The following is a 24,703-nucleotide window of genomic DNA, read 5'->3' on the forward strand; positions in this document are numbered from 1 at the left end:
CTGCGGTCCGAATACGTCCGGCAACGTATCGGACTGCGGTCCGGTTAGTCAAGGGCGGCACGACCCGCTGCCGCATGCCAGACTCCTGGCCATGGCGGACTCGACCAGGCCGGACGGCGACGGCGGGCAGCTGCGCGTGGGCGTCCTCGGCCCTCTGTCGCTGGTGACCGCCGGTGGCCCGGCGCGGGTCGGCGGCGCGCGGCTGCGGGCGCTGCTGGCCAGGCTGGCCCTGGACGCCGGTCGGGCCGTCCGGCCCGAGACCCTGGCCGAGGCGTTGTGGGACGACGCGCCGCCGGAGGCCCCCATGCACGCGCTGCAGTCGCTGGTGTCCCGGCTCCGGCGCGTCCTCGGGCATCCCGGGCTGCTCACCTCCGGCCCCGCCGGGTACCGGCTGGCCGTCGAGCCGGACGCCGTCGACGCCGTGCGGTTCGAGCGGCTGGTCAGTCAGGGGCGGGCGGCCGCTCGGGACCGGCCCGCCGAGGCGGCCGCCGTCCTGCGGGAGGCCCTGGGCCTGTGGCGCGGACCGGCCCTGGCCGACGTGCGGGCGGCCCCGTTCGCCGCCGTCGAGGCCGACCGGCTCGAACGCGCCCGGCTGGCCGCCCTGGAAGACCGCATCGAGGCCGACCTGACACTGGGCGCCGGCCTGACGCTGGGTGCTGACCTGAGGTTGGACGGTGACCTGACGCTGGACGGCGACCCGTTGCGCGCTGGCCTGAGGCTGGGCGGTGGCCTCGGCCTGGTCGCCGAGCTGGAATCGCTGGCCGCCGCCCACCCGCTGCGCGAGCGCCTGCACGCCCAGCTCATCCGGGCGCTCGCCCGCGACGGGCGCGGGGCCGAGGCGCTGGCCGCCTACCAGCGCATCCGTGTCCGGCTCGCCGACGACTTCGGCGGCGACCCAGGACCGCACCTCCAGCAAGCCCACCTGGCGGTCCTGCGCGGCGACCTTCCCGGCCCCCGCCAGGCGGCCGGTCCCCCCGGAACATCCGGGCCGGGTGGGCCCTCTGTGCCCTCCGGGTCCCCTGGGCCGCCTGTGCCATCCGGGGCGCTTGGGCTGTCCGGGCCGTTGCCGTCGAGCCGGTCGCATGGCAATCTCGACGTCCCGCTCACCAGCTTCGTGGGCCGCGACGAGGACGTGCGGCGGGTGACCGGCCTGCTCGGCCGGGCACGGCTGGTCACCCTGGTCGGCCCCGGCGGGGCGGGCAAGACCCGGTTGGCCGGCGCGGTCGGCCGGCGGCTCACGCCGTCCGGCGGGGTGTGGTTCGTGCCGCTGGCCGCGGTCGGGCCCGACGACGTCCCCCGCGTGCTGCTCGACCTGCTCCGGACGCGCAAGGAGGGCGCGCCCGCGCGGGCCGAGCCGGACGACCTGGTCGAACTCCTCGCGGACGACGACCTGGTCCTGGTGCTGGACAACTGCGAGCACGTGATCGAGGCCGCCGCCACGCTGTGCGGGACGCTGCTCAGCCGCTGCCCGCGGCTGCGGGTGCTGGCCACCAGCCGCGAACCCCTGCGCATCGACGGCGAGACCCTGCACCCGGTGCCGCCGCTGGACCTGCCGGAACCGGGCTCGACGCCGGAGGCGGCACGGTCCGTCGCGGCGGTCCGGCTGTTCCGTGACCGCGCCGCCGCCGTACGGCCCGGCTTCGTCCTGGAGGGCGGTGCGCTGGCGGCGGCGGTCGAGATCTGCCGTCGCCTCGACGGCCTGCCGCTGGCGATCGAGCTGGCCGCCGCCCGGCTGCGCGTCCTGCCGGTCGAGGCCGTCGCGGCCCGGCTGGACGACCGGTTCCGGCTGCTCACCGCCGGCAGCCGGACGGCGCTGCCGCGCCACCGCACCCTGGCCGCCGCCGTCGCGTGGAGCTGGGACCTGCTCGACCCCGGCGAACGGTCCCTGCTGGAACGGTTGTCCGTCGTGCGCGGCAGCTTCACCGAGGCCGCCGCGGCCGCCATCGGTGGCTCGGAGACCGCGGCGGTCATCGGCGGGGCGGGCGACGTGCCGGAGTTGCTGGCGGCGCTGGTGGACAAGTCCCTGCTGCACCTGGTGGACTCCGCCGACCCGGCCGAGCCGCGCTACCGCCTGCTGGAGACCATCCGCGAGTACGGTCTGCAGCGCCTGGCCCAACGCGCCGAGGTCGCCGCCACGCGCGACCGGCACGCCCGGTTCTTCCTGCGGCTGGCCGAGGCCGCCGACCTCCACCTGCGCACGGCGGACCAGCTCCGCCCGCTGGCCCGCCTGTCGGCGGAACGGGACGACCTGTCGGCCGCGATCCGCTGGACGGTCGAGTCCGGGGACGCCGGACGGGCCGTCCGGTTCGGCGTCGCGCTGAGCTGGTACTGGTTCCTGCGGGACTTCCCGCCGGAGTCGCTCGACCTGCTCGGCCGGGTGCTCCAGGCCGACGGCCCGGCCGACCCGCGCTCCCGCGCGCTGGTCACGGCCGCCCACGCGATCGCCACCGTCGAGGCCGCCGGGCCGGAGGAGACCGACGCCGCCTTCGACCGGATCAGGACGGCCCTGGCCCAGCTCGTCCCGGGCACGCATCCCATCGCCGAGATGGCCCGCCTGGCGGTCGGCATAGCCGCGAAGGGCGACCACGCCGCACCGGCCGAGGGGACGGATCCGTGGAGCCGGTCGCTGGCGTTGCTGGTCAGCGGCGTGCTGGCCATGAACAACGGCCACCTCGCCGAGGCCGAGGACACGCTGGGCCGCGCGCTGGCCGGGTTCGAGCAGCTCGGCGAACGGTGGGGCCAGGGCATGACGCTGAGCGCCCTCGGCTCGGCGCTGGTCCGGTCCGGCGCGGCGGCCGCCGCGCCCGCCCTGGCCGAGCGCGCCACCCGGTGCTTCCGCGAGCTCGGCATGCCCGAGCACACCATGGAGAACGAAGTGGCCGCCGCGCTGCACCGGGCCGAGTCCGGCGACGTGGACGGCGGCCGGCGGGACCTGACCGGCCTGCTCGACCGGGCCGGACGCAGCGGGTCGGCCGAGTCGAGCACCCAGGCGCGCCTGGGGCTGGCCCGGCTGGAGCTGGCCGCCGGGCGGGCGGCGGCGGCCCGCGAACATGCCTTGGCCGGCCTGGCCTGCGCCCCTCCCGATCGATCCACCACGCCGCCGCTGACCGCGCTGCTGCTGGGCGTACTGGCTCGGGCGGACCTCGCGGAGGGGTTCCCCGACCGCGCGGCCCGCCGGCTCGACCACCCGGCGGTGCGCCTGACGCTGACCTGGCACACGCCGGTCGCGGCCGCGACCGCGGTGGTGGCCGCCGCGATCGAGCTCGGCCGGGACCGGCCGGAACGGGCCGGCCGACTGCTCGGGGCCGCCACCGTCCTGGGCGGCTGGACCGGCCCCGGCGGCCCCGACCTGCGGCGGCTCACCCACCGGGCCGAGACCGCCCTGGGCCCCGCCGCGTTCGCCGCCGCACACGCGGGCGGCGCGGCGATGTCACGAGCACAGGCCGAGAGCCTGGTGGCAGCAGCCGTCACGCCGCCGCCCAGCTAGCGCCGCCCAGCCGACGCCGCCCGGTCAACGTGCCGCCCGGTTACGCGCCGCTCAGCCGACGCCGCCCGGTCAACGCGCCGCTCAGCCGGCGCTGTCCGGTCAACGCGCCGCTCAGCCGGCGCCCGGCACCGGCTTGCCGAACATCGTGCAGGTCACCGCCGTCTGCAACGCCTGGACGGCCTTGGCGAGCTTCGGGTCGGCCTCGAACTCGGCCCAGTACTCCGACGCGACGAGCACGGTGGCCGTGCGGCTGCCGGTCCGGTCGGTGAGGCCGGTGGTCAGGTAGCCCGGCATGCCGCCGTCGTGCCCCCAGAACGTGCCGCACGGATGGGCGGCGGTCTGGATGCCCAGCCCGTAACCGGGCCCGTCCGGCTGCCGCGGGTCCATCGGGACGGTGGTGCGCAGCTGGGCGAGCTGGGCGGCGGGCAGCAGCCTGCCGGACATGAGCGCGGCGTGGAAGCGGGCCCAGTCGCGGGTGCTGGACACCATCGCCCCGGCCGGGCCGCCCCAGCCCGGGTCGTGGCCGGAGACGTCCACATGCCCGTCGTGGCGCGGCCCGGCGAGCCGCCGGAACGCGGCCGGCACCGCGGGCGGCTGGTGGGCGGCGTCCGGCTCGTAGCCGCGCGCGTACGTGCCGCGCCAGGCGGGCCCGGTCGCGTAGTAGGTATGAGCGAGGCCGAGCGGCCGGGCGATCCGGTCCCTGACCAGGCCGGCCAGGCTCGTCCCGGTGACCCGCTCCAGGACCGCGCCGACGGCGGCATAGCCGGTGTTGCTGTAGGACCACTTGGCGCCGGGCGCGAACAGCGGAGCGTGCTTCACCCCCAAGGCCAGCAGTTTCGCCGGGGTCCACCGCCGCCTGTCCTTGCCGAGCAGCGAGGGCCGGATCGCGGGGTCGTCGGTGTAGTCGTACAGGCCGCTGGTGTGGTTCAGCAGCATGCGCAGCGTGATCGCGCCGCCGCCGGGCACCTGGCCGGGCAGCCACTTGTCCACCGGGTCGGTCAGGGCGAGCCTGCCCTCGGCCACGAGTTGCAGCACCAGCACGGCGACCATGGTCTTGGTGTTGGACCCCATGCGGAACTCGTCGCCCGGCTTGAGCAGGTGGTCGCGTCTGGTCCAGGCGGCCTGCTCGGCGATCTCGACGGGCCGGCCGCGGCCGTCGTCGACCCGGACGAGCACGCCGGGCGCCCCGGCCGCCACCACCTCCCGCGCCAGGCGCTGCAGCAGGGCGGGCGTCCCGTCCAGGGCCGGCCGGGACGTGGCGGCGGCCGGGAGCGCCGCGACCACGGCCAGGCCCACAGCCGGCACGGCGGCCGTGAGCGCGCGCCGCCACCGCGGCCGGGCAGCCCGCCGGGACGGGACATCACAGGGGTACATGAACCGGTTCCTCCTCCATCGGGTGACACCAACGCCCCCACCCTCCGGCCCCCCGCTCACAAACCGCACACATCCCACTGTCAGCCGATGAGTTCGCCCCACCGGCGCAGTCTCCATGGCGACAGGAAGGAGTGGTCCGAGTGGATCTGTACAGCGTGGTGTGCGTACGCGACCGGGCGGCGGCGCAGCAGTGGTACGAGGCGTTCTTCGGCCGCCCGGCGGACGAGGTCGTCGGCGAGGAGCACCTGTGGCAGGTCGGCGAGAACGCGTGGGTCGTCATCGACGACCGGCACATGCGGGCCGCGCGCGTCGGCGGCACCATGATCACGTTCGGCGTGTCCGGGCTCGACGACATCCTGGCCAGGCTGGCCGGGCACGGCATCGAGCACGGGCCCGTGGAGACGTACGGCAACGGCGTGCGTCACGTGGACGTCCTCGACCCGGACGGCAACAGCCTCTCGCTCGCCGAGGCCCCGCCGCGGTGATCCGGTTAGGCTCGGGACGTGTTCGACTCGCCCGACTTCGACCTGGCGCCCTACGCCGGCCTCGACACCTCGGCGTACGTGCGGCACACGTACAACAGCTGGGACGACGCCGGCTGGCGGTCGCTGCTGGTGCAGGGCTTCCGGCACGCGCCCGAGGCCGAGCACTTCGCGCTGCCCGCCGTGTCCGACCTGCATCTCGTGCTCTGCGTGGCGGGGAACGCCGACCTGCGGATGCACGCGGGCGGCAGGCCGGCCCGGCGGCGCTGGGTCCCGGGCCACCTGGAGCTCATGGTCCCCGGCCGCGCCGGGTCGATCAGCTACCGGGCGGCGGCCGGGCTGCGCACCGTCCAGGTGCACGTGCCCGCGGCGGCCGTCCGGCGGGCCGCCGACGCGCTGGGCGGTCGCGAGCCCGACCTCGAGGCGACCGCCGCGGCCCTGGCGGCCGGTGATCCGGTCGTCGAGCAGCTCCTGCGCGCGCTGCCCGGCCGCGCGGCGGCCGGCGACCTGTACGCCGAGTCCGCCGCCGCCTTCCTCGTGACGCACCTGCTGACCCAGGGCGGGGACGAGCGCCTGCCCGGCCCGGAGCACGCGGCCGTCCGGGCGGCTGTCGCCGTCATGACCGAGCGCCTGGCCGAGCCGCTGACGCTGGCCGCCGTCGCGGCCGAGGTGCATCTGAGCGTGTACCACTTCGTCCGGGTGTTCCGGGAGGGCACCGGCCAGACGCCCCACCGGTACCTCACCCGGTTGCGCGTCGAGGAGGCGCGGCGGCTGTTGTCGTCCACCTCGCTCAGCGTCGAGCAGATCGCCGGGCGGTGCGGGTTCGCCGGTGCGGGCTCGTTGTCGTCGGCCTTCCTGCGGCAGACCGGCGTGCGGCCGTCGGCGTACCGCAAGAACTGACCGATCGACGGCAATCGTGCGCATGGCCCCCGGACGGGCCGGTGCCTACGTTGGGGCTCATGCCGTACTCCTTCGCCGTGACCGCCCGCTCGCAGGCCGCCCCCGAGGCCGTCTTCGCGGCCCTCACGCACGCCGCCACCTGGCCGTCGTGGTCGCCGATCGACTCCGCCGACGTCGAGGGCGGCGATCCGGCGGCCCGGCAGCAGGCGGGCGACACCAGGGTCTTCCGCACCGGGCGCAACGTCTCGCGCGAGCGCGTCGTCGAGCTCGTCCCCGACCGGCGGTTCGTCTACGACAACCTGGGCGGTCCGTTCCGCTCCTACCGCGGGACGGTCGAGCTCGCGCCGGCCGCCGACGGCGGCACCGACATCACCTGGTCCGCCGCCTTCGAGCCGAGGATGCCGCTCTCGGGTGGCTTCTGGCGGTGGTACCTGACCCGTTTCATGCAGGGCATGGCCGACGGCCTCGCCGCATACGCCGCCCGCGCGGCAAAGTGACCGCGGCCCGATGTTTGGCGCGGCTGAGCCGGGAAGAGTGGGTGGGCAACGTTCTCTAGATCATCAGGAGGAAACCCCTTGTCTCAGGACATGTGGAGCTACGGTTCCGACGTCTACGGCGACAAGACTCTCGACGTGGTCGGCTTCGACGTCGAGGCCACCGACGGTTCGATCGGCTCGGTGGACGAGGCGAGCCACACCGTCGGCGACAGCTACCTGGTGGTCGACACCGGTCCGTGGATCTTCGGCAAGAAGGTCGTGCTGCCGGCCGGCACCGTCACGCGGATCGACCCGCAGGAGCGCAAGGTCCACCTCGCGCGGACCAAGCAGGAGATCAAGGACTCGCCGAAGTTCGACGAGGACGCCGTGTACAACGACGACGTCCACCGCAACGAGGTGGGCGCGTACTACAGCCGCTTCAACGGCACCGTCTGACGTAACCCGGGTACCCGCCGGGGTGCCCGCCGGGCGCGACGCGCGCCGCAGCAGCTGCCAAGGCCCCACAGCTCTGCGACCGGCGGGCCCCCGAGGGCCGGACGTCTCAGGACGTCCGGCCGCTCTGCTGGGTCAGGATGCGAAGGGCGTCGGCGGAGGACGGGTCGGCCGGGGTGTAGATCTCGACCCGGTGGTCGGGGCTGTCGGGCTGGAGCCAGACCTGGTAGTCGACGTCGACCGCGCCGACCGTGGGATGCCGCAGGCGCATCGTGCCCACCGTGCAGTCGGCGACCTCGCCCACCGCCCACAACGCCGCAAATTCGGCGCTGTGCATCGTCAGCTCCCCGATCAGCTCCGCCAGGCGGGCGTCCGAGGGGAAGCGGCCGGCGGTGAGCCGGAGGTAGGCGACATGGATGCGGGCCAGCTCGTCCCAGTTGCGGTGCAGGTCGCGGAAGAGCGGATCCAGGAAGAACATCCTCGGGACGGACGGGCGGTCCGCCGGATCCCCCGGCGCCTCGAACGGCAGATGCTCCCCCATCAGCGCATGACCCGTACGGTTCCACGCGAGCACGTCCCCACGCCGGCCGAGCACGACCGCCGGCGTCGTGGCCTTCAGCGACTCCAGCAGCGCGAGCACCCGCGGATGAGGCTCCTCCACGGGCGGCCGGGACAACCGGGACCGGGCCGGTTGCCGGGCGAGATTGTGCAGGTGGACGGTCTCGATCCGGTCGAGCCGCAGCACCCGCGCCAGAGCGTCGAGCACCTGCTCCGAGGCGGTCTCCGCCTGCCCCTGCTCCAGACGCGTGTAGTACCCGGCGCTCACCCCCGCGAGCTGCGCCAGCTCCTCGCGCCGCAACCCCGGGACCCGGCGGGCCGTCCCGAACGTGCGCAGCCCGATCGCGGCGGGCGTGACCCGGTCACGACGGCTCTTCAGAAACGCTCCGAGACTTTCCACGCCACCGAGCCTAGGCCGACCGGCGGGCCGCGTGGGTACACCTGCTGGGTGCACCCACGCCAAGGGGATGGCTGCCGGGCGCGTCCTGCCCGAGTGTCGGCGCCATGTATCGACAGCACACGCGCACTTCCCCGGGCCTGCGGGCCTGGCTCGGTCTCCTGGTGATCCTCGGGCCCGTCCTGCTGGTCTCCATGGACGGCTCGATCCTGTTCCTGGCGATGCCCCGGATCAGCCAGGCCCTCACCCCCACCGCGGGCCAGGCCCTGTGGATCCTCGACGTCTACGGCTTCGCCGTCGGCTCCCTGCTGATCGCGTTCGGCAACCTCGGCGACCGGTACGGGCGGCTGCGGCTGCTCATGACCGGCGCCGCGGTCTTCGGCGCCGGCTCCACGGCGGCGGCGTTCGCGCCCAGCGCCGAGTTGCTGATCGCGGCCCGCGCGCTGATGGGCGTGGCGGGCGCGACCCTGCTGCCGTCGGCGCTGGCCGTGCTGAGCGAGCTGTTCGCCGACCCGCGGCGCCGGGCGCAGGCCATCGGCGTGTTCGCCGCGGCGTTCGCGGCCGGGTTCGCCGCCGGGCCGATCGTGGGCGGCGTGCTGCTGGAACGGTTCTGGTGGGGGTCGGTCTTCCTGGTCAACCTGCCCGTCCTCGCCCTGTTCCTGGTCTTCGCGCCGATCCTGCTGCGCGAGGTGCGGCCGACCCGCGCCGGGCGTGTGGACGTGCCCAGCGTCGTGACGTCCGCGGCCGGGCTGCTGTTCGCGATCTACGCGCTCAAGCACGCCGCCGCCGACGGGCTGTCGGCCGTCCCGGTCGTCGCGGGGGCGGCCGGGGCGGGGCTGCTGGCGTGGTTCGTCCGCAGGCAGCGCGGCCTGGCGCAGCCGCTGATCGAGTTCTCGCTGTTCCGCGACCGGGTGTTCACCGTGGCGATCGTCACCGGGCTGTTGCCGCTGGCGGCGTGGTCGGCGACGGCGTACCTGTCGGGCGTCTACCTCCAGTCCGTTCTCGGCCTGCCCGTGCTGCACGCGGCGCTGCTCGCGCTGCCCGGCGCGGTGGTGCTCACCGTCACCTGCGTCGTCACGCCGTTCGTGGTCGACCGCGTCGGCCGGCGGGCCGCGCTCGCCGTCTGCCACTTCTCCGTCGCGGCGGGGCTGCTGCTCCTGCTCCCGACGGCCGTCACGGGCGGTGCCGGCTGGTACGTCGCGTCCACGGTCGTCGCGGGCGTCGGGTACGGCATCTCGTTCAGCGTCGTCGCCGACACCGCGGTCGGGGCCGTACCGCCGGAACGGGCCGGAGCGGCGGGGGCGCTGGCCGAGACGAGCAACGAGATCGGCAACGCCCTCGGGATCGCGCTGCTCGGCTCGCTCGCCGCCCTGGTCTTCCGGCTCCGTGGGCCGGACCTGGCCCCCACCCTGGACGAGACCCTCCAGCTGCCCGCCCTCGTGCCGGCGGCGGCCGCGCAGGCCGAGGCGGCGTTCGTCGCCGGGCTGCACGTGGCCGCGGCGGTGGCCGGGGTCCTGCACGTGGTGCTCGGCGTCGTCGCCCTGCTGCGGGCGCGGGACGCCCTGCGGCCGGTCGGCCACTGAGGGGCGGGTCCGGGACGCCCCGCGGCCGGTCGGCCACTGAGGGGCGGGTCCTCAGCCGTCGGTCAGGAAGGCGAGGGCGTCGGGGGCGAATCTCCTGTCGGTGAAGGTGCCGCTGTGGCTGCGGCCGGGGTAGACGACGAGCTGGGCGTCCGGGATGCCCTCGACCGTCTGCCGGGCCAGGTCCAGGGGATAGACCAGGTCGTCGCCGCCCTGGATCAGCAGGGTGGCCGCCTTGATCTCGGACAGCCGGCCGCGCAGGTCGAAGCCATCCTCGGCGTTGAGCACGGTGACGGCGTCGGCGTGGTCGGCGCGCCCGCCGTCCGACAGCCATAGCAGGCCCCTGAGCAGGGCGCGGCCGAGGGCCGACGCGGTGACGATCTCGGCCAGCGCGGGGCTCGGCCGCCTGCCCTGGCGCACCCGTTCGATGTAGCCGCGCTGGGCCCGCCGGCCGACCGGGCCGAGGGTGCAGGCCGTGCCCGCCAGGACGAGCCGGTCGACCAGGCCGGGATGGTCGGCGGCCAGTTGCAGGGCGATGGATCCGCCGGTGGACAGGGCCAGGACGTTGACCGGTCCGTCGAACGTGGCCCTGATCGCCCGGGCGAAGATCGCGGCGAGGTCGCCCATCGTCGTGGTGGACGGCAGTCCGGGCGGGCGGTTGACGACGTACACGGTGAAGTCCCGGGTGAACGGCCGGACCAGCCGCATCGTGGACCAGCGCGTCATGCCCGTGGGGTTGGCCGCCTGCGGGGTGTGGATCAGGACGATCAGGAGCGGCCCTTCGCCGGCCGACAGGTACGGCAGGTCGTTCAGCATGGGGGATCCCTTCCGTGGCCGCGCCGGCCGGGCTGTATCTGTATGAACAGTTTGGATTTTTGTTCACAGAATACGCGAGAAGGGGCGGCCCGTCGCGGCGTCGACGGCTCTGCGGCACCCGAGCCGATGGGCTACAGTCGTCCGCCATGGCCGACTCCTCCTACCTCACGGCGACGGCGCGCGCCTACGACGCCGTCGCCGACCTGTACGCCGACCTCGCCCGCGACTCGCTCGACCGTCTGCCGCTGGACCGCGCGCTGGTCGCGGCGTTCGCCGAACTCGTCCGGGCCGCCGGGCCCCGGCCCGTGGTCGAGGCCGGGTGCGGCCCCGGGTACATGACGGCCCACCTGCGCGACCTCGGCCTGGACGCGTTCGGCGTCGACCTGTCCCCCGCGCTGCTCGACATCGCCCGCAGGGACTATCCCGGCCTGCGTTTCGAACTCGGCTCGATGGACGCCCTCGACGTGGCCGACGGCGAGCTGGGCGGTCTGATCTCCTGGTATTCCATGATCCACGTGCCGCCGGCGGAACTGCCGCCGTACCTCGCCGAGTTCCGCCGGGTGCTGGCCCCCGGCGGCCACTTCCTGGTCGGCTTCTTCGAGTCCGAGGGCGGGCCGGTCACGGAGTTCGACCACAAGGTCACGCCGGCCTACCGGTTGCCGATCGACGAACTGGCCGACCTGGCCCGCAAGGAGGGGTTCGTCGAGGTGGGCCGGATGCTCCGCGAGCCGCTGGAGGACGAACGCTTCCGCCGCGGCCACCTGCTGATGCGCGCCGCGTCCCCCGACGACGCACACTAGACGAACGGGCGCTCATTCTCGGTAGCCGGGTTTCCGGGCGCGTTCGGTCAGTTCGGTGTACTCCTTTTCGGTCGTGGCGAAGGCCAGGGTGCCGCGCTTGGGGTCGGTGAGCACGAAATACAGCCAGGAGCCCGCGGCCGGGTGGAGGGCGGCCCTGAGCGCGGCCGCGCCGGGGTTGGCGACGGGCCCAGGAGGCAGGCCCTGGTGACGGTAGGTGTTGTACGGCGAACGCACCCGCACGTCCTCGACCGTGACGGGCCCGCGACGCCTGCCGAGCGCGTAGCGGACCGAGCTGTCGACCTGCAGCGACATGCCGCGGGCCAGCCGGTTGCGCAGGACGCGGGCCACCTTCGGCATGTCGGCCTCGGTGGGCGACTCGGCCTGGACGAGACTGGCCACGATGACCACGTCCAGGGCGTCGGGCCGGGCGGCCAGGCCGAGTTCGTCCGCCGTCGCGCGGAAGCGGGCCACCATCTCGCCCAGGATCTCGGCCGGGGCGGCGGAGCCGGCGAACCGGTACGTGCCGGGGAAGGCGAAGCCCTCCAGCCCGCCCTTCGCGTACGGAGGCAGGCCGAGCGCCCGGCCGTCCCCGGCGGCCTTGGCGAACGACTCCGCGGGCCTGCCGGTCACGCGGGCGAGCTCGTCGAACAGGCCGGAGACCCGCTCGCCGTCGTTGACGACCTCCACCTGAGCCCGTCCCGGACCGGGCCGCGCGGCCGCGGACGGCTCCGGGCGGCCCGGCTCCGGCGCGAGCGCCCGGACGGCGACCGTGCCCCCGGCGGCCAGGACGACGACGGCGGCCGCCGCCGCCAGCGCGACGCCCCTCCGGCGGGCAGGACGATGCCGCAGGAACCGGGCGGGACGTTGCGGGAGGAACCGGGCGGGAGGCGGTGGCGTCTGCTCGTCCGCCATGTGGGCGAGGGTCTCACGCAGCAGGTTCTCGATGTTCAACGGAACTCCCTCACGGCGCTCAGCTCGGGGGCGGTCTTCTTCAGCCGCTCCAGCGATCGGTAGATCTGGCTGCGGACCGAGCCCACGCGCACGCCCAGCAGGTCCGCGATCTCGGTCTCCGACTTGTCCTCGAAGTAGCGCAGGACGAGCATGGTCCGCTGCCGGGGCGTCAGCCGGGACAGCGCCGCCCGCATCGTCAGGCGCAGGTCGGCCGCGTCGGCGTGCCCGTCGCCGGGCCGGTCGAGCCGCTCGTCCGTGCTCACCTCCACGACCCGCGACCGGCGGCGCCACCGGCTCACCTGCTCGTGGTACATGGTGCGGCGGACGTACCCCTCGACGGCCTCGGGGTCGCGCAGGCCGCGCGACCGCGCGGCCGTCTTCGCCAGGGCCGACTGGACGAGGTCCTCGGCGGCGTGCCGGTCGCCGGTCAGCAGGTACGCCGTGCGGAACAGCGCCCCCGACCGGTCGATGACGAACTGCCGCAGAACCGCCTCGAAGCCTGGATCCACCCGTCCTCCTCCTCATGTCACCCATCAAGGACGAGCAGGCGTCCCGGAACTATGCCGGACGCCGGAAAGGCCGAAAATTCGGCGACTTGAGTTCGCCCATAGGCGAACTCCTAGCGTCGGCCCCATGACGGAAACCAACGCCGACAGCCGCCTCCGGATCGCCGTGGTGATCGGAAGCGTGCGCAGGCCCAGAATGGCCGACCCGCTCGCCGCCTGGCTGGAGCGCGAGCTCAGCACCATCGACTGGCTCGACCTCGACATGATCGACCTGGCCGCGGTCTCGCTGCCGATGCACGAGCTGCAGCCCGGCGGAGGGGCCGCGTCCCCGATCGGCGACGCGCTCGCCGGCGCCGACGGGTTCGTGTTCCTCGTCCCGGAGTACAACCACAGTTTCCCCGCCGCCGTGAAGAACGCGATCGACTGGCACTTCACCGAGTGGGCGTACAAGCCGGTCGCGTTCGTCGGGTACGGCGCCTCCGGCGGCATCAGAGCCGTGGCGCAGCTGCGCATGGTCTTCCCCGAACTGCGGGCCGCCACGGTCCGCGAGTCGGTGCTGATCCCGATGGCGTGGGAGCACCTGGACGCCGACGGCCGTTTCGTCCCCCCGCCGGGCACGACGCAGGCGCTGCACACGACGATGGGCGAGCTGCGCACGTGGGCGCGGGCACTGCGGTCCGTCCGCGTCCCGGACCTGGCAGGTCGGCGGTGAGCAGGCTGACCGGGCCGGAGCTGCGCACCGCGGTCGTCCTGATGGCCGGCGGGCTGCTCGCGGTGCTGGACGCCACGATCGTCGTGGTGGCGCTGCCCGCGCTGATGGCGGCGTTCGGGGCGTCGCTGAGCTCCGTGCAATGGGTCATCACCGCGTACGCGCTCGGGATGGTGGCGACGATGCCGCTGGCCGCCGGGCTCGCCGCGCGCTGGGGCGCGCGGCGCGTGTACCTGGCGGCACTGGTCGGCTTCGCGGTCGCCTCCGCCGCCGCCGGCGCGGCCGGCGGCCTGGACGGGCTGATCGCCGCGCGGGCGGCGCAGGGCCTCAGCGGCGGCCTGCTGGCGCCGCTGGGGATGGCGATCGGGTTCGGCGCGGTCGCGCCCGAACGCCGCAGCCGGATGACGGCGGTCACCGGGGTGCCGATGCTGGTCGGGCCGATCCTGGGTCCGCTGCTCGGCGCGGCGCTCCTGGGCGCCGGGTCCTGGCGCGCGCTGTTCTACGTCACCGTGCCGCTGGCGCTGCTGACCGCCGCGGGCGCGCCGGCCTGGTTGCCGGCCGGCCCCGCGGGCGGCCGGCGGGTCCGGCCGGACCTGGTGGGGGCGATCCTGCTGGTGCCCGGCATCGTCGCGGTGGCGTACGGCATCAGCGCCCAGGACAGCCCGGCCTGGACGCGGATCGCCGCGGTAGCCGCCGGCGCGGTGCTGGTCGCGGCCTTCTGCGCCCGGGCGCTGAGCCGTCCGGAGCCGCTGCTGCGGATCCGGCTGCTCGGCGATCCGACGTTCGGCCGGGGCGCCGCGGTGCTCGCCCTGTACGCCGCCCCCTACTTCGGCTCGGCTCTGCTGATGCCCACCTACGTCCAGACGCTGCGTCTCGACAGCGCCTCGGTCACGGCGGCGCTGATGGTCCCCGGCGCGGTCGGCATGGGCCTCAGCCTGCAGGTCGCGGCCCGGCTGCTGGAACGGCTCGGCCCCCGGCGGGTCGTCGGCGCCGGGCTCGGGCTCGTGATCGCGTCCGGCGTGGTCCAGGTGATCATCCTCGCGCCGGACACCCCGTACCCGGTGCTCGGGCTGTTCGCGCTGCTCCAGGGAGCGGGCACCGGCGCGATCATGATGCCGACGATGTCCGGTTCCAGCCGGGATCTCCACGGCCCCGACCTGGCCTCGGGTTCCGCGCTGTTGTCGCTGGTGAGCACGGTCGCCAACGGCATGGGCACCGTGGCGGTCGGCGCGCTGTTCACGGCGCTGACCGCCGCGATGACCGGCGGCGCGTCGCTCGCGGCCCTGGCCGCCATGGACGCGGCGGACAGGGCGGCGCAGGCGGTCACCGTCACCGACGCCCTGCGGCTGACCCAGGCGGCGGCCCTCGTCGTGATGTCGCTGGCCCTCGTCGTACGATTGCGCTCTCCGGCCCGGCACTCGGCGACACCGGGCCGGCGGGAGTCGGCTGAGAGGACGGTGGGCGCGCCATGACCGTCACCGACCGTCCCGGATCCGAGACGATCCCGGCCTCGCTCACGGTCGGGCAGGTGGCCAGGGCCGCCGGGGTGACGCCCAACGCCGTCCGCTTCTACGAGCGCTACGGCGTGATCACCGGCCACCGCAACAGCGGCAACGCCCGCCGCTTCACCGTCGACGCGGTCTGCCGGATCAAGCTCGCCCTCGCCGCGCAGCGGGTCGGCATCACCCTCAAGGAGAGCGCCGACATCCTCTCCGGCATCCCGCCCCTGTCCCGCGACCTCGGCCAGTGGATCGCCGCGGGCGAGGAGCTGGTCCGGATCGGCCGGGCCCGCATCGACCAGCTGCAGACGACCGTGAACGAGCTGGCCACCCTGGACTTCCTCCAGTCCCCTTGATCGCCCTGCGGGCGTCGAGCGGCACGCCTGCCGCCGCCCGCGGCCTTCGGGTGACTCATCCCCGATCGACAGGAACACATCATGAGCAACCTCCATGGCAAGACCGCGCTCGTCACCGGCGCGAGCAGAGGGATCGGCCGGGCCATCGCCCAGCGCCTGGCCGCGGACGGCGCGCGCGTCGCGGTCCACTACGGCGGCAACGACCAGGCCGCCGCGCAGACCGTCGCCGCGGTCGAGGCGGCGGGCGGGCAGGCGTTCGCCCTGCGAGCCGAGCTGGGCACGCCCGGCGACGCCGACCGCCTGTGGGCCGCCTTCGACGCCCGCGCCGACGGGCTGGACATCCTGGTCAACAACGCCGGCATCCTGAACGACGAGCCCGGCATCGAGCACGTCACCAGACGGCAGTTCGAACGGCTCTTCGCGGTCAACGCCACCGCCCCGTTCTTCGTCACCCAGCTCGCACTCCCCCGCCTGCGTGACGGCGGCCGGATCGTCAACGTCTCCACGATGCTGACCCGCGGCTCGGCGATGCCGACGGCGATCAGCTACGCCATGTCCAAGAGCGCGCTCGACGTGCTCACCTCGACGCTGGCCAAGCAGCTCGGGCCGCGCGGGATCACCGTCAACACCGTGGCGCCCGGCGTCATCGACACCGACATGCACCAGGGCAGACTCGTCGGGGAGGCGCTGACCTGGTTGTCGTCGCTGTCCCCCATGGGCCGCGTGGGGACCCCCGCGGACGTGGCCGACGCGGTGGCCTTCCTGGCCGGCGACGACAGCCGCTGGGTGACCGGCCACTGGTTGGACGCCTCAGGCGGCACCCTGCTCTGACGGCGCGCCCCGGGCAGCCCCTACCCGAGCAGCCGCAGCACCCGCGAGGCCTGGACCGCCAGCGTGCCCGGCGGGTTGTGCGGCGCCGCCGGGCCACCGGGGCCGAGCTGGAGGAACCAGCCCAGTGCGATCAGGAGACGGAAGTCCCGCACGCGCCGGGCCTCCGCCGGGGTGAGGTCGACCAGGGCGCAGTCGCCGCGCGTCCAGGACGCCGTCGAGGCGGGAGATGTGCTCGCACAGCTCGCCCAGCTCGAAGGCGCGATCGTTGCGGCCGGAGTCCTCCCGGTCGATGAGCCGGACGCGGCGGTCGTGCTCGTCCCACAGGTAGTTCGCGCGGTTGCCGTCGGCCATCCCGAGAACGGGCGGACGGGGATCGGTGGCGAGGCCGTCGGGCGCGGCCCGCACGGGGACAGGGCCGAGGCCGGGGGCGTGTTCGGCGAGCGGGGTGAGCGCCTGCCATTCCCGGCGCGGCTCTCCCCGACCCCACGAGGCGTACCGCTTGATCACGACGTCGTCATGGAATTCGAGGTCGTGCGTGCATCGGCCGGCCGTCATCTGCCCGTCGCGCCCCTTCCGGTCCCGTGCGGCCGGCGGGCGGGTGGCCCTCCGACCAGGTCTCCCGCGAGGGGACGGAAGGGCTCCGAGCCTATCGGTCGCCGAGGGGGCACGCGTCGGCGGAGCGGAGCCCCGACAATGGGAACATTATGGACAATCACCTCACCGCAGCCACGAGGGGACGCGCGCGGGCGCGCGAACTGGGCGTCGTCGTCGGCGCACTGCCGACCGGGCCGTTGAACGCGATCACCGACGTCGAAGGCGTCCTGGTCGGCCACACCACCCTCGACGACGGCGCCGACCTGCACACCGGGGTCACCGCCGTCGTCCCCCGTCAGCTCACCGCCGAAGGGCGGGCGCTGCCCGCGGCCGTGTACGCCGGCAACGGATACGGCAAACTGGTCGGCTCCACCCAGATCGACGAGCTCGGCGTGCTGGAGTCGCCCGTCGTGCTGACCGCCACGCTGTCGGCGTTCCGGGCGGCGGACGCGCTGCTCACCTACCTGATGGACCGCAGCCCGGAGGGCATCTCCTTCAACCCGGTCGTGGGCGAGACCAACGACGGCTACCTGTCCGACATCCGGCGCCGCCCGATCACCGAGCGGCACGTGCTCGACGCGCTGGAGGGTGCGTCCGGCGGGCTGCCCGCCGAAGGGTGCGTGGGAGCGGGCACCGGGACGACGGCGCTGGGCTACAAGGCGGGCATCGGCACCTCGTCCCGGCGGCCGGTGGCCGAGGGGGCCGCGGTGACGGTCGGGGCGCTCGTCCAGGCGAACTTCGGCGGCGTGCTGACCGTGGGGGGCGTCCCGATGCCGGTCGAGGAGCTCGTCCCGGGGGCCACCGGCGAGGAGCCCGTCGGCAACTCCTGCATGATCGTGGTGGCCACCGACGCGCCGCTCGACGCGCGTCAGCTCGCCCGCCTGGCCCGCCGGGCGATCTTCGCCATGGGCCGCGTCGGGGCGTCGTACTCCAACGGGAGCGGCGACTACGCCATCGCCTTCAGCACCGCGTCGCCGGAGCTCCCGCGCCTGCCCGACGCCGGTCTGAACCCGCTGTTCGCCGCGGTCATGGACGCGGTGGAGGAGGCGCTGCTCAACTCGCTGTTCACCGCGACGACCACCACCGGCGTCCGCGGCCGGACCCGTCACGCCGTTCCGTACGACCGGCTGCCGCGGACCGGCGCGGGAGAGCCGGTCGGCTAGCGGTTCCGTCCCGTGAGGTCGGGCACGCGGCCGGCGGGCGGCAAGCCGGTCAGGACGCCTGGACCTCGTCGAAGACGGCGATGGCCGTGGCAGGATCCGGGCCGACGAGACGTTCCAGGCCGTCCGCCGTCATCTTCGCCCACCTGCCGGCCCGTTCCCACATCCGTTCCTCGAAGGCGCGGACGGCCTCGTCCGGATCGCCGGGGCCGGCGGCCAGGGCCTCGGCGAGCTCAGCGCCCTCCAGCATCGCCAGGTTCGCGCCCACCCCCAAGGGCGGCATGAGGTGGGCGGCGTCCCCCAGGAGCGTCACCCCGGGGACGTGGGCCCAGGTGTGGGAGACGGGCAGGACGTAAAGGGGGCGGTCGGCGAACGCGGTGCCGCGGCGCAGGAGGTCGAGCACGGGGTCGGCCCAGCCCTCGAACAGCGCCAGCAGGCGGGACCGCACGGCCTCGGCGCCGTCCGGGCCCGTGTCGGTGCCCGCGTGCCGGTCCAGCGGCGCGCGGAACTGGGCGTACACCTTGACGTGGCCGCCGCTGTTGCGCTGGGCGACGAGGGCGCGGTTCACGCCGTAGACGGCCAGGGAACCGTCGCCGATCAGCCGGGCGAGGTCCGGGTGGCGGGTGTCGACGTCGTCGAGGGAGGTCTCGACCGCGGTGACGCCGGTGTACTGCGGCGTCGCGGCGGAGAGCGCCGGGCGGACCCGGGACCAGGCCCCGTCCGCGCCGACCACGAGGTCGAACGTCTCCTGCCGCCCGTCGGCGAAGCGGAGCAGCACGCCGTCCCGCGTTCCGGGCGTCACCTCCGTCACGGCGTGCCCCCATCGGACGTCCAGGGGGCCGAGCAGCAGGTCGCGAAGCTGCCCGCGGTCGATCTCCGGATTGGCCCGGTCGTCCGGACGGGGCCGCCAGTCGCGCAGCACGGTCCCGTCGGGGGCCAGGATGCGCATGGCCTGCCCCTCGGGACGGGACAGCGCCTGGAACTCGGCCAGCAGCCCCGCCTTGTCCAGCGCGCGCTGGCCCATCCCCTCGTGCAGGTCGATCGTGCCGCCCGGAGGACGGGCGTCGGGCGCGGCATCGCGTTCGAAGACGGTGACGGGGTGGCCGTGACGGTGCAGGACGCGGGCGAAGGTGAGGCCCGCGGGGCCGCCTCCCACCACGGCGATACGTTGTCTCATGTCGATACACTGTATTGCCGCGAGACGCTGTATCGCAACAGTACGATGTATCCATGACTGTGTGGGACCGTCCGGAGCCGCCGACCCGCCCCGCGCCGCTCGACCGGCAGCGGATCGTCGCCGCGGCCGTCGCGCTGGCCGACGAGGGCGGGCTGGAGGCGGTGTCGTTGCGCAAGGTCGCCGCCCGGCTCGACGTCGGCCCGATGCGGCTGTACGGATACATCTCCACCAAGGAGGAGCTGTTCGACCTCATGGTGGACGAGGTCCACGCCGAGATCCTGCCCGACGGGCCGCCCGGCGACTGGCGGGAGGCGCTGCGCGGCCACGCGGTCCGCACCAGGCAGGCCGCCCTCCGTCACGAATGGCTGGCCGACCTGCTCGGCGGCCGTCCGAGCCTGGGCCCGAACGCCCTCGCCGTGACCGAACGCACGCTGGCCGCCCTCGACGGCCTCGCCGACCTCGACACCGTCATGCACGCCGTGCAGACCGTCGGCGCGTACCTGACCGGCGCGATCAGGCGCGAGATCGCGCAGCTGCGGGCCGAGCGCGCCACGGGCCTGTCCAAGCTCGACTGGCAGCGCGCCTACGGCCCGCACGTGAGCCGGATGCTGGCCACGGGCCGCTACCCCACGCTGGCCAAGTTCGTGCACGACGGCACGGAGGTGGCCGCCGAGGAGTCCTTCGCGACCGGCCTGGAGTGGGTCCTCGACGCCGTGGCCGCCAGACTCGACCGGCCGCCGGCGTGACGCCCCCCGCGCCGCCTTCCGGGCCGCCCGCCACACCGCCCCCTGTGCCGCCTTCCGGTTCCGCCGCGGCGGCGCCCGCGGCGGCGGGCCGGCGGATGTGGCCGCTGTACGCGGCCGGGTTCACCACCGCGTTCGGCGCGCACGGCATCGCCGCCAACCTCGGCGGGTTCTCCACGGACGCGGTCACCTCGCTGCTCGTCCTCGGTGGGCTGCTGGCCCTGTACGACGGCGCCGAGGTGCTGCTCAAGCCCCTGTTCGGCAGCCTCGCCGACCGCATAGGCGCCCGTCCGGTGCTGGTGGGCGGGCTGGTGGCGTTCGCGGTCGCCTCCGGCCTGTACGTCGTCGCCGACAGCCCCGGCTGGTTGTGGGCCGCCCGCCTGGGCCAGGGAGCGGCGGCCTCGGCGTTCTCACCGTCGGCCTCGGCGCTGGTGGCCAGGCTGAATCCCGCCGCCAAGCTCGGCCGGGCCTTCGGCGGTTACGGCTTCTGGAAGTCGATCGGCTACACCCTGGGCCCGCTGCTGGGCGGTGTGCTGGTGTGGGCCGGCGGCCTGCGGCTGCTGTTCGCGGTCCTGACCGTGCTGGGCGTGGCGGTCGCCGTGTGGGCCGCGCTGGCCGTGCCCGCGGTGCCGCCGCTGCCCAAGGTCCGCCAGACGGTGCTGGACCTGGCGCGGCGCCTGGCCGATCCGGCCTTCCTCGCGCCGACCGCCGCGCTGGCCGGGGCCACCGCCGCGCTGTCGGTCGGCGTGGGCTTCCTGCCCGTGTCCGGCCGGGCCTCCGAGCTGGGCACGGTCGCGACCGGCGCGGCGGTGTCCGTCCTGGCGGCGTGCGCGGCGGTGGTCCAGCCCAGGGCCGGGCGGGCCCTCGACGAAGAGCGTCTGTCGATCCGTACCGGCCTGCTGGGCGGGCTGCTGGTCACCGCGGCGGGGCTGGCCTGCGCCATGCTGCCCGGCCTGGCCGGCATCCTGTCGGCCGCCGTGCTGATCGGTGCCGGGACGGGGCTCATCACCCCGCTCGGTTTCGCCGCCCTCGCCGCCCGCACCCCGGCCGAACGCATGGGCCAGACCATGGGCGCCGCCGAACTGGGCCGGGAGCTGGGCGACGCCGGCGGCCCGCTGCTCGTGGCCGGCGTCGCCACCCTGGCCTCGCTCACCTACGGTTACGCCGCCCTCGCACTCCTGCTCGCGGCCGGCCCGCTCATCGCCCTCACCCTGCGCCGCCCCCGCACCCCCTGAAGAACCGCCACGCCGTCCGTCGCCCCCCGGATTCTGAAGCATCCCCGACCCGCTGAAGGGCCGCCGCGACAGCGAGGCAGCCTGGTGACAGCGGGGTGACAGGCGTCGTTCTGGGGGTGTTAGGCGTCGATCCCTATGACCGTTGGCATGTCGATCACCGACCTCCTCCGCCGGGAATGGGCCGCGTTCCGCCGTCCCGGCCGCCTGACCGCCCTTGCCGTCGCGGTCCTCGCCGTCATCGGGCTGGGCCTGTCGTCGGCGTCCGGGAGCCACTCCTCCTGCGACGGCCCCTGCCCCGCCAGCCCCGCCACCCCCGTGGCCGCCGACGGCTCCGCCGTCGGCGACACGTTCTGGTTCCTGCACCGCGGCCCGGGCCGCCAGGGCGCCATCACGGTCCGGATGACGTCCATGACCGGGGCGATCACCTACCCCCCGCCGAACCACGACAGCATCGTCGCCGGTCTGGTGCCCTGGGCGAAGGCCGGGATCATCGTCAAGGACGGCCCGCGCCAGGGCTCCCGCTACGCGGCCTGGCCATGACCGGCGCCCACGGCGTGCGCTTCCAGTACGACTACCGCCACGACGTGGCGGGCAGCCGCGACCGGCTCCCCCGCTGGCTGCGCCTGACCCGCTCCGGCGACACCATCACCTCGGCGTCTTCGACCACGTCACCGTCGAGGGCGGCGACGGCGACTGGGTCAGTGAACCCGTCGGTCAGATGAACCAGACCGACTGGGAGAAGTACCACAATCCCTCCGGAGCCGTGCGGAAGGGTGAGGTCGTCACGGTCAGCGGCACCGGCGACATCGGCCCCCTCGGCGAGGACAGCCCGCGCGTCGTCGAGAACCTCCTGGCCGGGCTGGTGATCGCGCTCGCCGTCGTGCTCGTGGTGGCGGCCCGCCTCGGCTCGCGCACCGCCCGGGAGGCGGTCCCGCGGCGGGTGGTCGCCGCGCGCGCCGCCGTCGCAGGGGTGGCCGCCTTCGTGACCGGGCTGGTCGCCGCGGGGGTGGTCCTGCCGGTGGGCATCGCGATCATGAAGGGGAACGGCGTGCCGGCGCAACCGTTGCCGCTGCTCACCGGCGCGCGGGTGATGTGCTGGGCGCGTACGCGGCGGTCGCGACGTGGTGGGCCCTGCGCCGCGGGGCCGCGCCGGTACCGTCCGCGCCACCCGGTTCTGGCATCATCGCCGGATGATCCCCATGACGACCGACCGGCTGCTGCTGCGCCTGCCGGACGACGACGACCTCGCCCCCTTCACCGCCATGAACGCCGATCCCGAGGTCATGCGGTACATCGGCGACGGTTCCGTCCTGCCGCCGGACCCGGACCGCACGGCGGCGTGGATCGCGCGCGCCCGGCGGGAATGGCAGGCAAGCGGGCACGGCCTGCTCTCCGTCGTCGTGCGCGAGACCGGGCTGACGGCCGGCTGGGTCACCCTGACGGTGCCCGCGTTCCTCCCCGAGATCCTGCCCGCCGTGGAGATCGGCTGGCGGCTCGGACGAGCGTACTGGGGCAACGGCTACGCCACCGAGGCGGCCGGACGGCTGCTGCGGTTCGGGTTCGCCGAGTGCGACCTCGACCGGATCGTCAGCATCCGTCACGTGGACAACCAGCGGTCCCGCCGGGTGATGGACAAGCTCGGCCTGCGGTTCGCGTTCGAGACGGTGGTCCCGGGCCACGGACGGCCGGTCGCGGTGCACGAGATCACCAGAGCCGCCCACGAGGAGCCGTCACCTCACCCGCGCCTGCCGTAGACGCCGGCTGGCGGTCCTGCGCCGCCATCCCCTGCTGCTCGACCTCACCGTGTCCCGGGCCCATCGGCCCGCGAACGACGCCCCCCCCCACGACGTCGTGCCGCCGCGGAGGAGATCGCCGGCGGCCGGACCTGAGCCGCTAGGCGAGGTCGCGGGGAGGCCCGGACGGCCAGGCGACGTCGTCCACCGCGAGGAACGGCGAGAGCGCGACCGCGGCCGGCGTCACCCCCGCGAAGGTCATGACGTCCCTGTGCAGGTGCGACTGGTCGGCGTAACCGCTCTCGGCCGCCACCAGGGCGGCCCGCTCACCGGCGGCCAGACGGTGGGCCGCCTGGTCGAAGCGGATGAGCCGGGCGACCCGCTTGGGCGTGAGGCCGACCTGGGCGCGGAACCGGGCCCACAGGCGCTTGCGGCTCCAGCCGGCCTCGGCGGCGAGCCGCTCGACGGGCACCCGCCCGCCGCTGGCCGCCATCCGCCGCCACGAGAAGGCGACCTCCGGATCGGCGGCCCGGCCCTCGTCGGCCCGCCTGGCCAGCGCGTCCCGCGCGATCGCGAACCGGTCCTCCCACGACCGGGCGGCCCGCAGCCGCTCCTGGACGCGTTCGGCCTCGCGCCCCCAGAGGTCGTCGAGCGCGACCACCGTGCCGCTCAGCTCGGCGGACGCGCCCAGGACGGCGTGCGCCGCCATCGGCGACAACCGGATCTGCAGGCACTCCATCCGGCGGGTCAGACCGCTCCCTCGCACCTGCCGGGGCGCGAGGCCGGCGACGACGCGTCCGAGCTGCCGGGAGCCGTGGTCGTCCTCGATGACGAACGGCTCGTCGCCGAGGTCGAAGAGCAGGGTGACCGCGGGGTGCGGGACCAGGGCGAGGTCGCGGAACTCGTTGGCCCGGTCGCTGAACCCCGCCATGACGACCCCGGGCAGGCCGCCGGGCCGCGACGGGACGGTGATCTCCCATCCGGGCACATGACCGCGAACCGGCACAACTGACCGCACCCCGCCATCGTACGAGCCCCGCGCCGCGGGTGATCTCGGCGGCCGGGTCCACGCCCGGCGAACACCACCCGGCCTGATTGCTAGGGTCACGCGCATGCGATCGACTTATCTCGCCTGGGACGATGCGGTTGACCTGTTCGAGCGGCGCGGCCTGCCGAAGGAGACGTACGGGAACCTGTACGAGGAGGAGTACATCCTCGTGCCCGGTCCCGCCACGGTGACCGGCGAACTGCCCCTCGACGAGCACGAGCGCACGCCGTGGCGCGAGGACGCCCCCGACGCCGCGACCGGCTACATCGTGGACGGCGACCTGGTCGTCGACGGGAACGTCACCGACGTGGACGACGGCTCCGCCGCGCTGATCGTCCTGGGCGACCTGCGGGCGCGGAACGTCTACCTGGCCGGTGACGCCAAGCTGGTCGTGCGCGGCCACGTGACGGCCGAGACGTTCGTCGGCGACATGACCGACAAGCTGGTGATGATCCATGGCGACCTGCGCACCACCGTCTCGATCTTCTGGAACGAGTTCTGCCCCGACCTGGTCGCCGGCACCCTGCACGGCAGGGCCCTCACGCCGGCCTACCTCGACCTGTCCGACGCCGACGTCGGCGCCCTGGCCGACCCGTCGCCCGACGTCCCGCTCAGCCGCCTCCTCGTGCCGGAACTGCTGATCGGCGGCGCCCCCGGCCCCGACGACCTGCCCGAGATCGGCGTCCGCGGCGACGTCCTGCGCGACCGCCTGCTGTCCGGCCTGCCCCTCACGATCGCAGGATGAGCCCCGGACGCCGATCGCGCATGACAGGCGTTTCCGCTGGGCGGATCTCCATGGCAGGTGACGTAACCCCGTGATCGGCGCAGTTCCGGCGCG

General features: G+C 74.8%; 27 protein-coding genes. 18 read left to right on the plus strand and 9 right to left on the minus strand.

Annotation, left to right across the window (positions count from 1 at the left end):
* The first annotated feature begins 91 nt into the window (after nucleotides 1-91).
* On the plus strand, nucleotides 92-3,487 hold the full coding sequence (locus ACIBQ6_RS12450; RefSeq protein WP_397211657.1) for an AfsR/SARP family transcriptional regulator: 3,396 nt from the start codon (nucleotides 92-94) through the stop codon (nucleotides 3,485-3,487).
* A 111-nt stretch (nucleotides 3,488-3,598) separates the two neighbouring features.
* Here ACIBQ6_RS12450 and ACIBQ6_RS12455 read toward each other — a convergent pair whose 3' ends face one another.
* Entirely contained in the window at nucleotides 3,599-4,861 is a 1,263-nt protein-coding gene (locus tag ACIBQ6_RS12455; protein WP_397211659.1) for a serine hydrolase domain-containing protein, read from the minus strand.
* 140 nt (nucleotides 4,862-5,001) lie between these two features.
* Here ACIBQ6_RS12455 and ACIBQ6_RS12460 point away from each other — a divergent pair, with 140 nt between their 5' ends.
* From ACIBQ6_RS12460 to ACIBQ6_RS12475, 4 genes are all read left to right on the plus strand, one after another.
* A complete protein-coding gene (locus ACIBQ6_RS12460; RefSeq protein WP_358287011.1) occupies nucleotides 5,002-5,346 on the plus strand; it encodes a VOC family protein in 345 nt (114 codons plus the stop codon).
* An 18-nt stretch (nucleotides 5,347-5,364) separates the two neighbouring features.
* Nucleotides 5,365-6,243 (plus strand): helix-turn-helix domain-containing protein, encoded by an 879-nt coding sequence (locus ACIBQ6_RS12465; RefSeq protein ID WP_397211661.1) that lies wholly within the window; start codon nucleotides 5,365-5,367, stop codon nucleotides 6,241-6,243.
* A 59-nt stretch (nucleotides 6,244-6,302) separates the two neighbouring features.
* The gene (locus tag ACIBQ6_RS12470; protein ID WP_358287015.1) at nucleotides 6,303-6,740 is read left to right on the plus strand and encodes an SRPBCC family protein; all 438 of its coding nucleotides are present in this window, start codon (nucleotides 6,303-6,305) and stop codon (nucleotides 6,738-6,740) included.
* 78 nt (nucleotides 6,741-6,818) lie between these two features.
* Nucleotides 6,819-7,175, plus strand: a complete 357-nt coding sequence (locus ACIBQ6_RS12475; RefSeq protein WP_352356660.1) for a PRC-barrel domain containing protein — start codon at nucleotides 6,819-6,821, stop codon at nucleotides 7,173-7,175.
* A 106-nt stretch (nucleotides 7,176-7,281) separates the two neighbouring features.
* On the opposite strand, the gene ACIBQ6_RS12480 is transcribed toward ACIBQ6_RS12475, so the two are convergent.
* The gene (locus tag ACIBQ6_RS12480) at nucleotides 7,282-8,130 is read right to left on the minus strand and encodes a helix-turn-helix transcriptional regulator (RefSeq protein WP_397211664.1); all 849 of its coding nucleotides are present in this window, start codon (nucleotides 8,128-8,130) and stop codon (nucleotides 7,282-7,284) included.
* Between the two features lie 104 nt (nucleotides 8,131-8,234).
* Between ACIBQ6_RS12480 and ACIBQ6_RS12485 the strand changes: the two genes are divergently transcribed.
* Nucleotides 8,235-9,710 (plus strand): MFS transporter, encoded by a 1,476-nt coding sequence (locus tag ACIBQ6_RS12485; RefSeq protein ID WP_397211666.1) that lies wholly within the window; start codon nucleotides 8,235-8,237, stop codon nucleotides 9,708-9,710.
* Between the two features lie 51 nt (nucleotides 9,711-9,761).
* Here the strand turns inward: ACIBQ6_RS12485 and ACIBQ6_RS12490 are convergent, their stop codons facing one another.
* Nucleotides 9,762-10,523, minus strand: a complete 762-nt coding sequence (locus tag ACIBQ6_RS12490; RefSeq protein ID WP_397211668.1) for an alpha/beta fold hydrolase — start codon at nucleotides 10,521-10,523, stop codon at nucleotides 9,762-9,764.
* A 146-nt stretch (nucleotides 10,524-10,669) separates the two neighbouring features.
* Here ACIBQ6_RS12490 and ACIBQ6_RS12495 point away from each other — a divergent pair, with 146 nt between their 5' ends.
* Entirely contained in the window at nucleotides 10,670-11,323 is a 654-nt protein-coding gene (locus ACIBQ6_RS12495) for a class I SAM-dependent DNA methyltransferase (RefSeq protein WP_397211670.1), read from the plus strand.
* 12 nt (nucleotides 11,324-11,335) lie between these two features.
* Here the strand turns inward: ACIBQ6_RS12495 and mltG are convergent, their stop codons facing one another.
* Complete coding sequence (mltG, locus tag ACIBQ6_RS12500) at nucleotides 11,336-12,274, minus strand: endolytic transglycosylase MltG (RefSeq protein WP_397211672.1); 939 nt, start codon at nucleotides 12,272-12,274, stop codon at nucleotides 11,336-11,338.
* Nucleotides 12,271-12,783, minus strand: a complete 513-nt coding sequence (locus tag ACIBQ6_RS12505; RefSeq protein ID WP_397211674.1) for a SigE family RNA polymerase sigma factor — start codon at nucleotides 12,781-12,783, stop codon at nucleotides 12,271-12,273. The genes mltG and ACIBQ6_RS12505 overlap by 4 nt, the downstream gene beginning before the upstream one ends.
* Nucleotides 12,784-12,907: 124 nt before the next feature.
* Between ACIBQ6_RS12505 and ACIBQ6_RS12510 the strand changes: the two genes are divergently transcribed.
* The 4 genes from ACIBQ6_RS12510 to ACIBQ6_RS12525 all read left to right on the plus strand — a co-directional run bounded on the left by ACIBQ6_RS12510 (nucleotide 12,908) and on the right by ACIBQ6_RS12525 (nucleotide 16,175).
* Nucleotides 12,908-13,492: an NADPH-dependent FMN reductase gene (locus ACIBQ6_RS12510; protein ID WP_397211676.1), complete on the plus strand. Its 585-nt coding sequence runs from the start codon at nucleotides 12,908-12,910 to the stop codon at nucleotides 13,490-13,492.
* Complete coding sequence (locus ACIBQ6_RS12515; protein WP_397211678.1) at nucleotides 13,489-14,961, plus strand: DHA2 family efflux MFS transporter permease subunit; 1,473 nt, start codon at nucleotides 13,489-13,491, stop codon at nucleotides 14,959-14,961. Before ACIBQ6_RS12510 ends, ACIBQ6_RS12515 begins: the two co-directional genes overlap by 4 nt.
* Complete coding sequence (locus ACIBQ6_RS12520; protein WP_358287032.1) at nucleotides 14,958-15,344, plus strand: MerR family transcriptional regulator; 387 nt, start codon at nucleotides 14,958-14,960, stop codon at nucleotides 15,342-15,344. Before ACIBQ6_RS12515 ends, ACIBQ6_RS12520 begins: the two co-directional genes overlap by 4 nt.
* Nucleotides 15,345-15,425: 81 nt before the next feature.
* The gene (locus tag ACIBQ6_RS12525; protein WP_358287034.1) at nucleotides 15,426-16,175 is read left to right on the plus strand and encodes an SDR family oxidoreductase; all 750 of its coding nucleotides are present in this window, start codon (nucleotides 15,426-15,428) and stop codon (nucleotides 16,173-16,175) included.
* Between the two features lie 20 nt (nucleotides 16,176-16,195).
* Here ACIBQ6_RS12525 and ACIBQ6_RS12530 read toward each other — a convergent pair whose 3' ends face one another.
* Nucleotides 16,196-16,327, minus strand: coding sequence for a hypothetical protein (locus ACIBQ6_RS12530; protein WP_397211680.1), 132 nt, complete (start codon nucleotides 16,325-16,327; stop codon nucleotides 16,196-16,198).
* 552 nt (nucleotides 16,328-16,879) lie between these two features.
* On the opposite strand from ACIBQ6_RS12530, the gene ACIBQ6_RS12535 reads away from it, so the two are divergent.
* Complete coding sequence (locus tag ACIBQ6_RS12535) at nucleotides 16,880-17,932, plus strand: P1 family peptidase (RefSeq protein ID WP_397211682.1); 1,053 nt, start codon at nucleotides 16,880-16,882, stop codon at nucleotides 17,930-17,932.
* Between the two features lie 49 nt (nucleotides 17,933-17,981).
* Here ACIBQ6_RS12535 and ACIBQ6_RS12540 read toward each other — a convergent pair whose 3' ends face one another.
* Entirely contained in the window at nucleotides 17,982-19,106 is a 1,125-nt protein-coding gene (locus tag ACIBQ6_RS12540; protein ID WP_397211684.1) for an FAD-dependent oxidoreductase, read from the minus strand.
* Between the two features lie 53 nt (nucleotides 19,107-19,159).
* Between ACIBQ6_RS12540 and ACIBQ6_RS12545 the strand changes: the two genes are divergently transcribed.
* The 4 genes from ACIBQ6_RS12545 (at nucleotide 19,160) to ACIBQ6_RS12560 (ending at nucleotide 21,806) form a co-directional block, all read left to right on the plus strand.
* Complete coding sequence (locus tag ACIBQ6_RS12545) at nucleotides 19,160-19,852, plus strand: TetR/AcrR family transcriptional regulator (protein WP_397211686.1); 693 nt, start codon at nucleotides 19,160-19,162, stop codon at nucleotides 19,850-19,852.
* A gap of 44 nt (nucleotides 19,853-19,896) precedes the next feature.
* The gene (locus ACIBQ6_RS12550; protein WP_397211688.1) at nucleotides 19,897-21,084 is read left to right on the plus strand and encodes an MFS transporter; all 1,188 of its coding nucleotides are present in this window, start codon (nucleotides 19,897-19,899) and stop codon (nucleotides 21,082-21,084) included.
* A 147-nt stretch (nucleotides 21,085-21,231) separates the two neighbouring features.
* A complete protein-coding gene (locus ACIBQ6_RS12555; RefSeq protein WP_397211690.1) occupies nucleotides 21,232-21,624 on the plus strand; it encodes a hypothetical protein in 393 nt (130 codons plus the stop codon).
* Complete coding sequence (locus ACIBQ6_RS12560) at nucleotides 21,621-21,806, plus strand: hypothetical protein (RefSeq protein ID WP_397211692.1); 186 nt, start codon at nucleotides 21,621-21,623, stop codon at nucleotides 21,804-21,806. The genes ACIBQ6_RS12555 and ACIBQ6_RS12560 overlap by 4 nt, the downstream gene beginning before the upstream one ends.
* On the opposite strand, the gene ACIBQ6_RS12565 is transcribed toward ACIBQ6_RS12560, so the two are convergent.
* Nucleotides 21,799-22,161, minus strand: coding sequence for a hypothetical protein (locus tag ACIBQ6_RS12565; RefSeq protein ID WP_397211694.1), 363 nt, complete (start codon nucleotides 22,159-22,161; stop codon nucleotides 21,799-21,801). The two genes, ACIBQ6_RS12560 and ACIBQ6_RS12565, sit on opposite strands and share 8 nt — an antisense overlap.
* A gap of 113 nt (nucleotides 22,162-22,274) precedes the next feature.
* On the opposite strand from ACIBQ6_RS12565, the gene ACIBQ6_RS12570 reads away from it, so the two are divergent.
* Nucleotides 22,275-22,838, plus strand: a complete 564-nt coding sequence (locus ACIBQ6_RS12570; RefSeq protein ID WP_397211696.1) for a GNAT family N-acetyltransferase — start codon at nucleotides 22,275-22,277, stop codon at nucleotides 22,836-22,838.
* Nucleotides 22,839-22,977: 139 nt separating this feature from the next.
* Here the strand turns inward: ACIBQ6_RS12570 and ACIBQ6_RS12575 are convergent, their stop codons facing one another.
* The gene (locus ACIBQ6_RS12575) at nucleotides 22,978-23,835 is read right to left on the minus strand and encodes a helix-turn-helix domain-containing protein (protein ID WP_397211698.1); all 858 of its coding nucleotides are present in this window, start codon (nucleotides 23,833-23,835) and stop codon (nucleotides 22,978-22,980) included.
* A 94-nt stretch (nucleotides 23,836-23,929) separates the two neighbouring features.
* Between ACIBQ6_RS12575 and ACIBQ6_RS12580 the strand changes: the two genes are divergently transcribed.
* The gene (locus ACIBQ6_RS12580) at nucleotides 23,930-24,610 is read left to right on the plus strand and encodes a polymer-forming cytoskeletal protein (protein ID WP_397211700.1); all 681 of its coding nucleotides are present in this window, start codon (nucleotides 23,930-23,932) and stop codon (nucleotides 24,608-24,610) included.
* Nucleotides 24,611-24,703: the final 93 nt, after the last annotated feature.

It is taken from the genome of Nonomuraea sp. NPDC049655, assembly GCF_044465465.1.
GTDB lineage: Bacteria > Actinomycetota > Actinomycetes > Streptosporangiales > Streptosporangiaceae > Nonomuraea.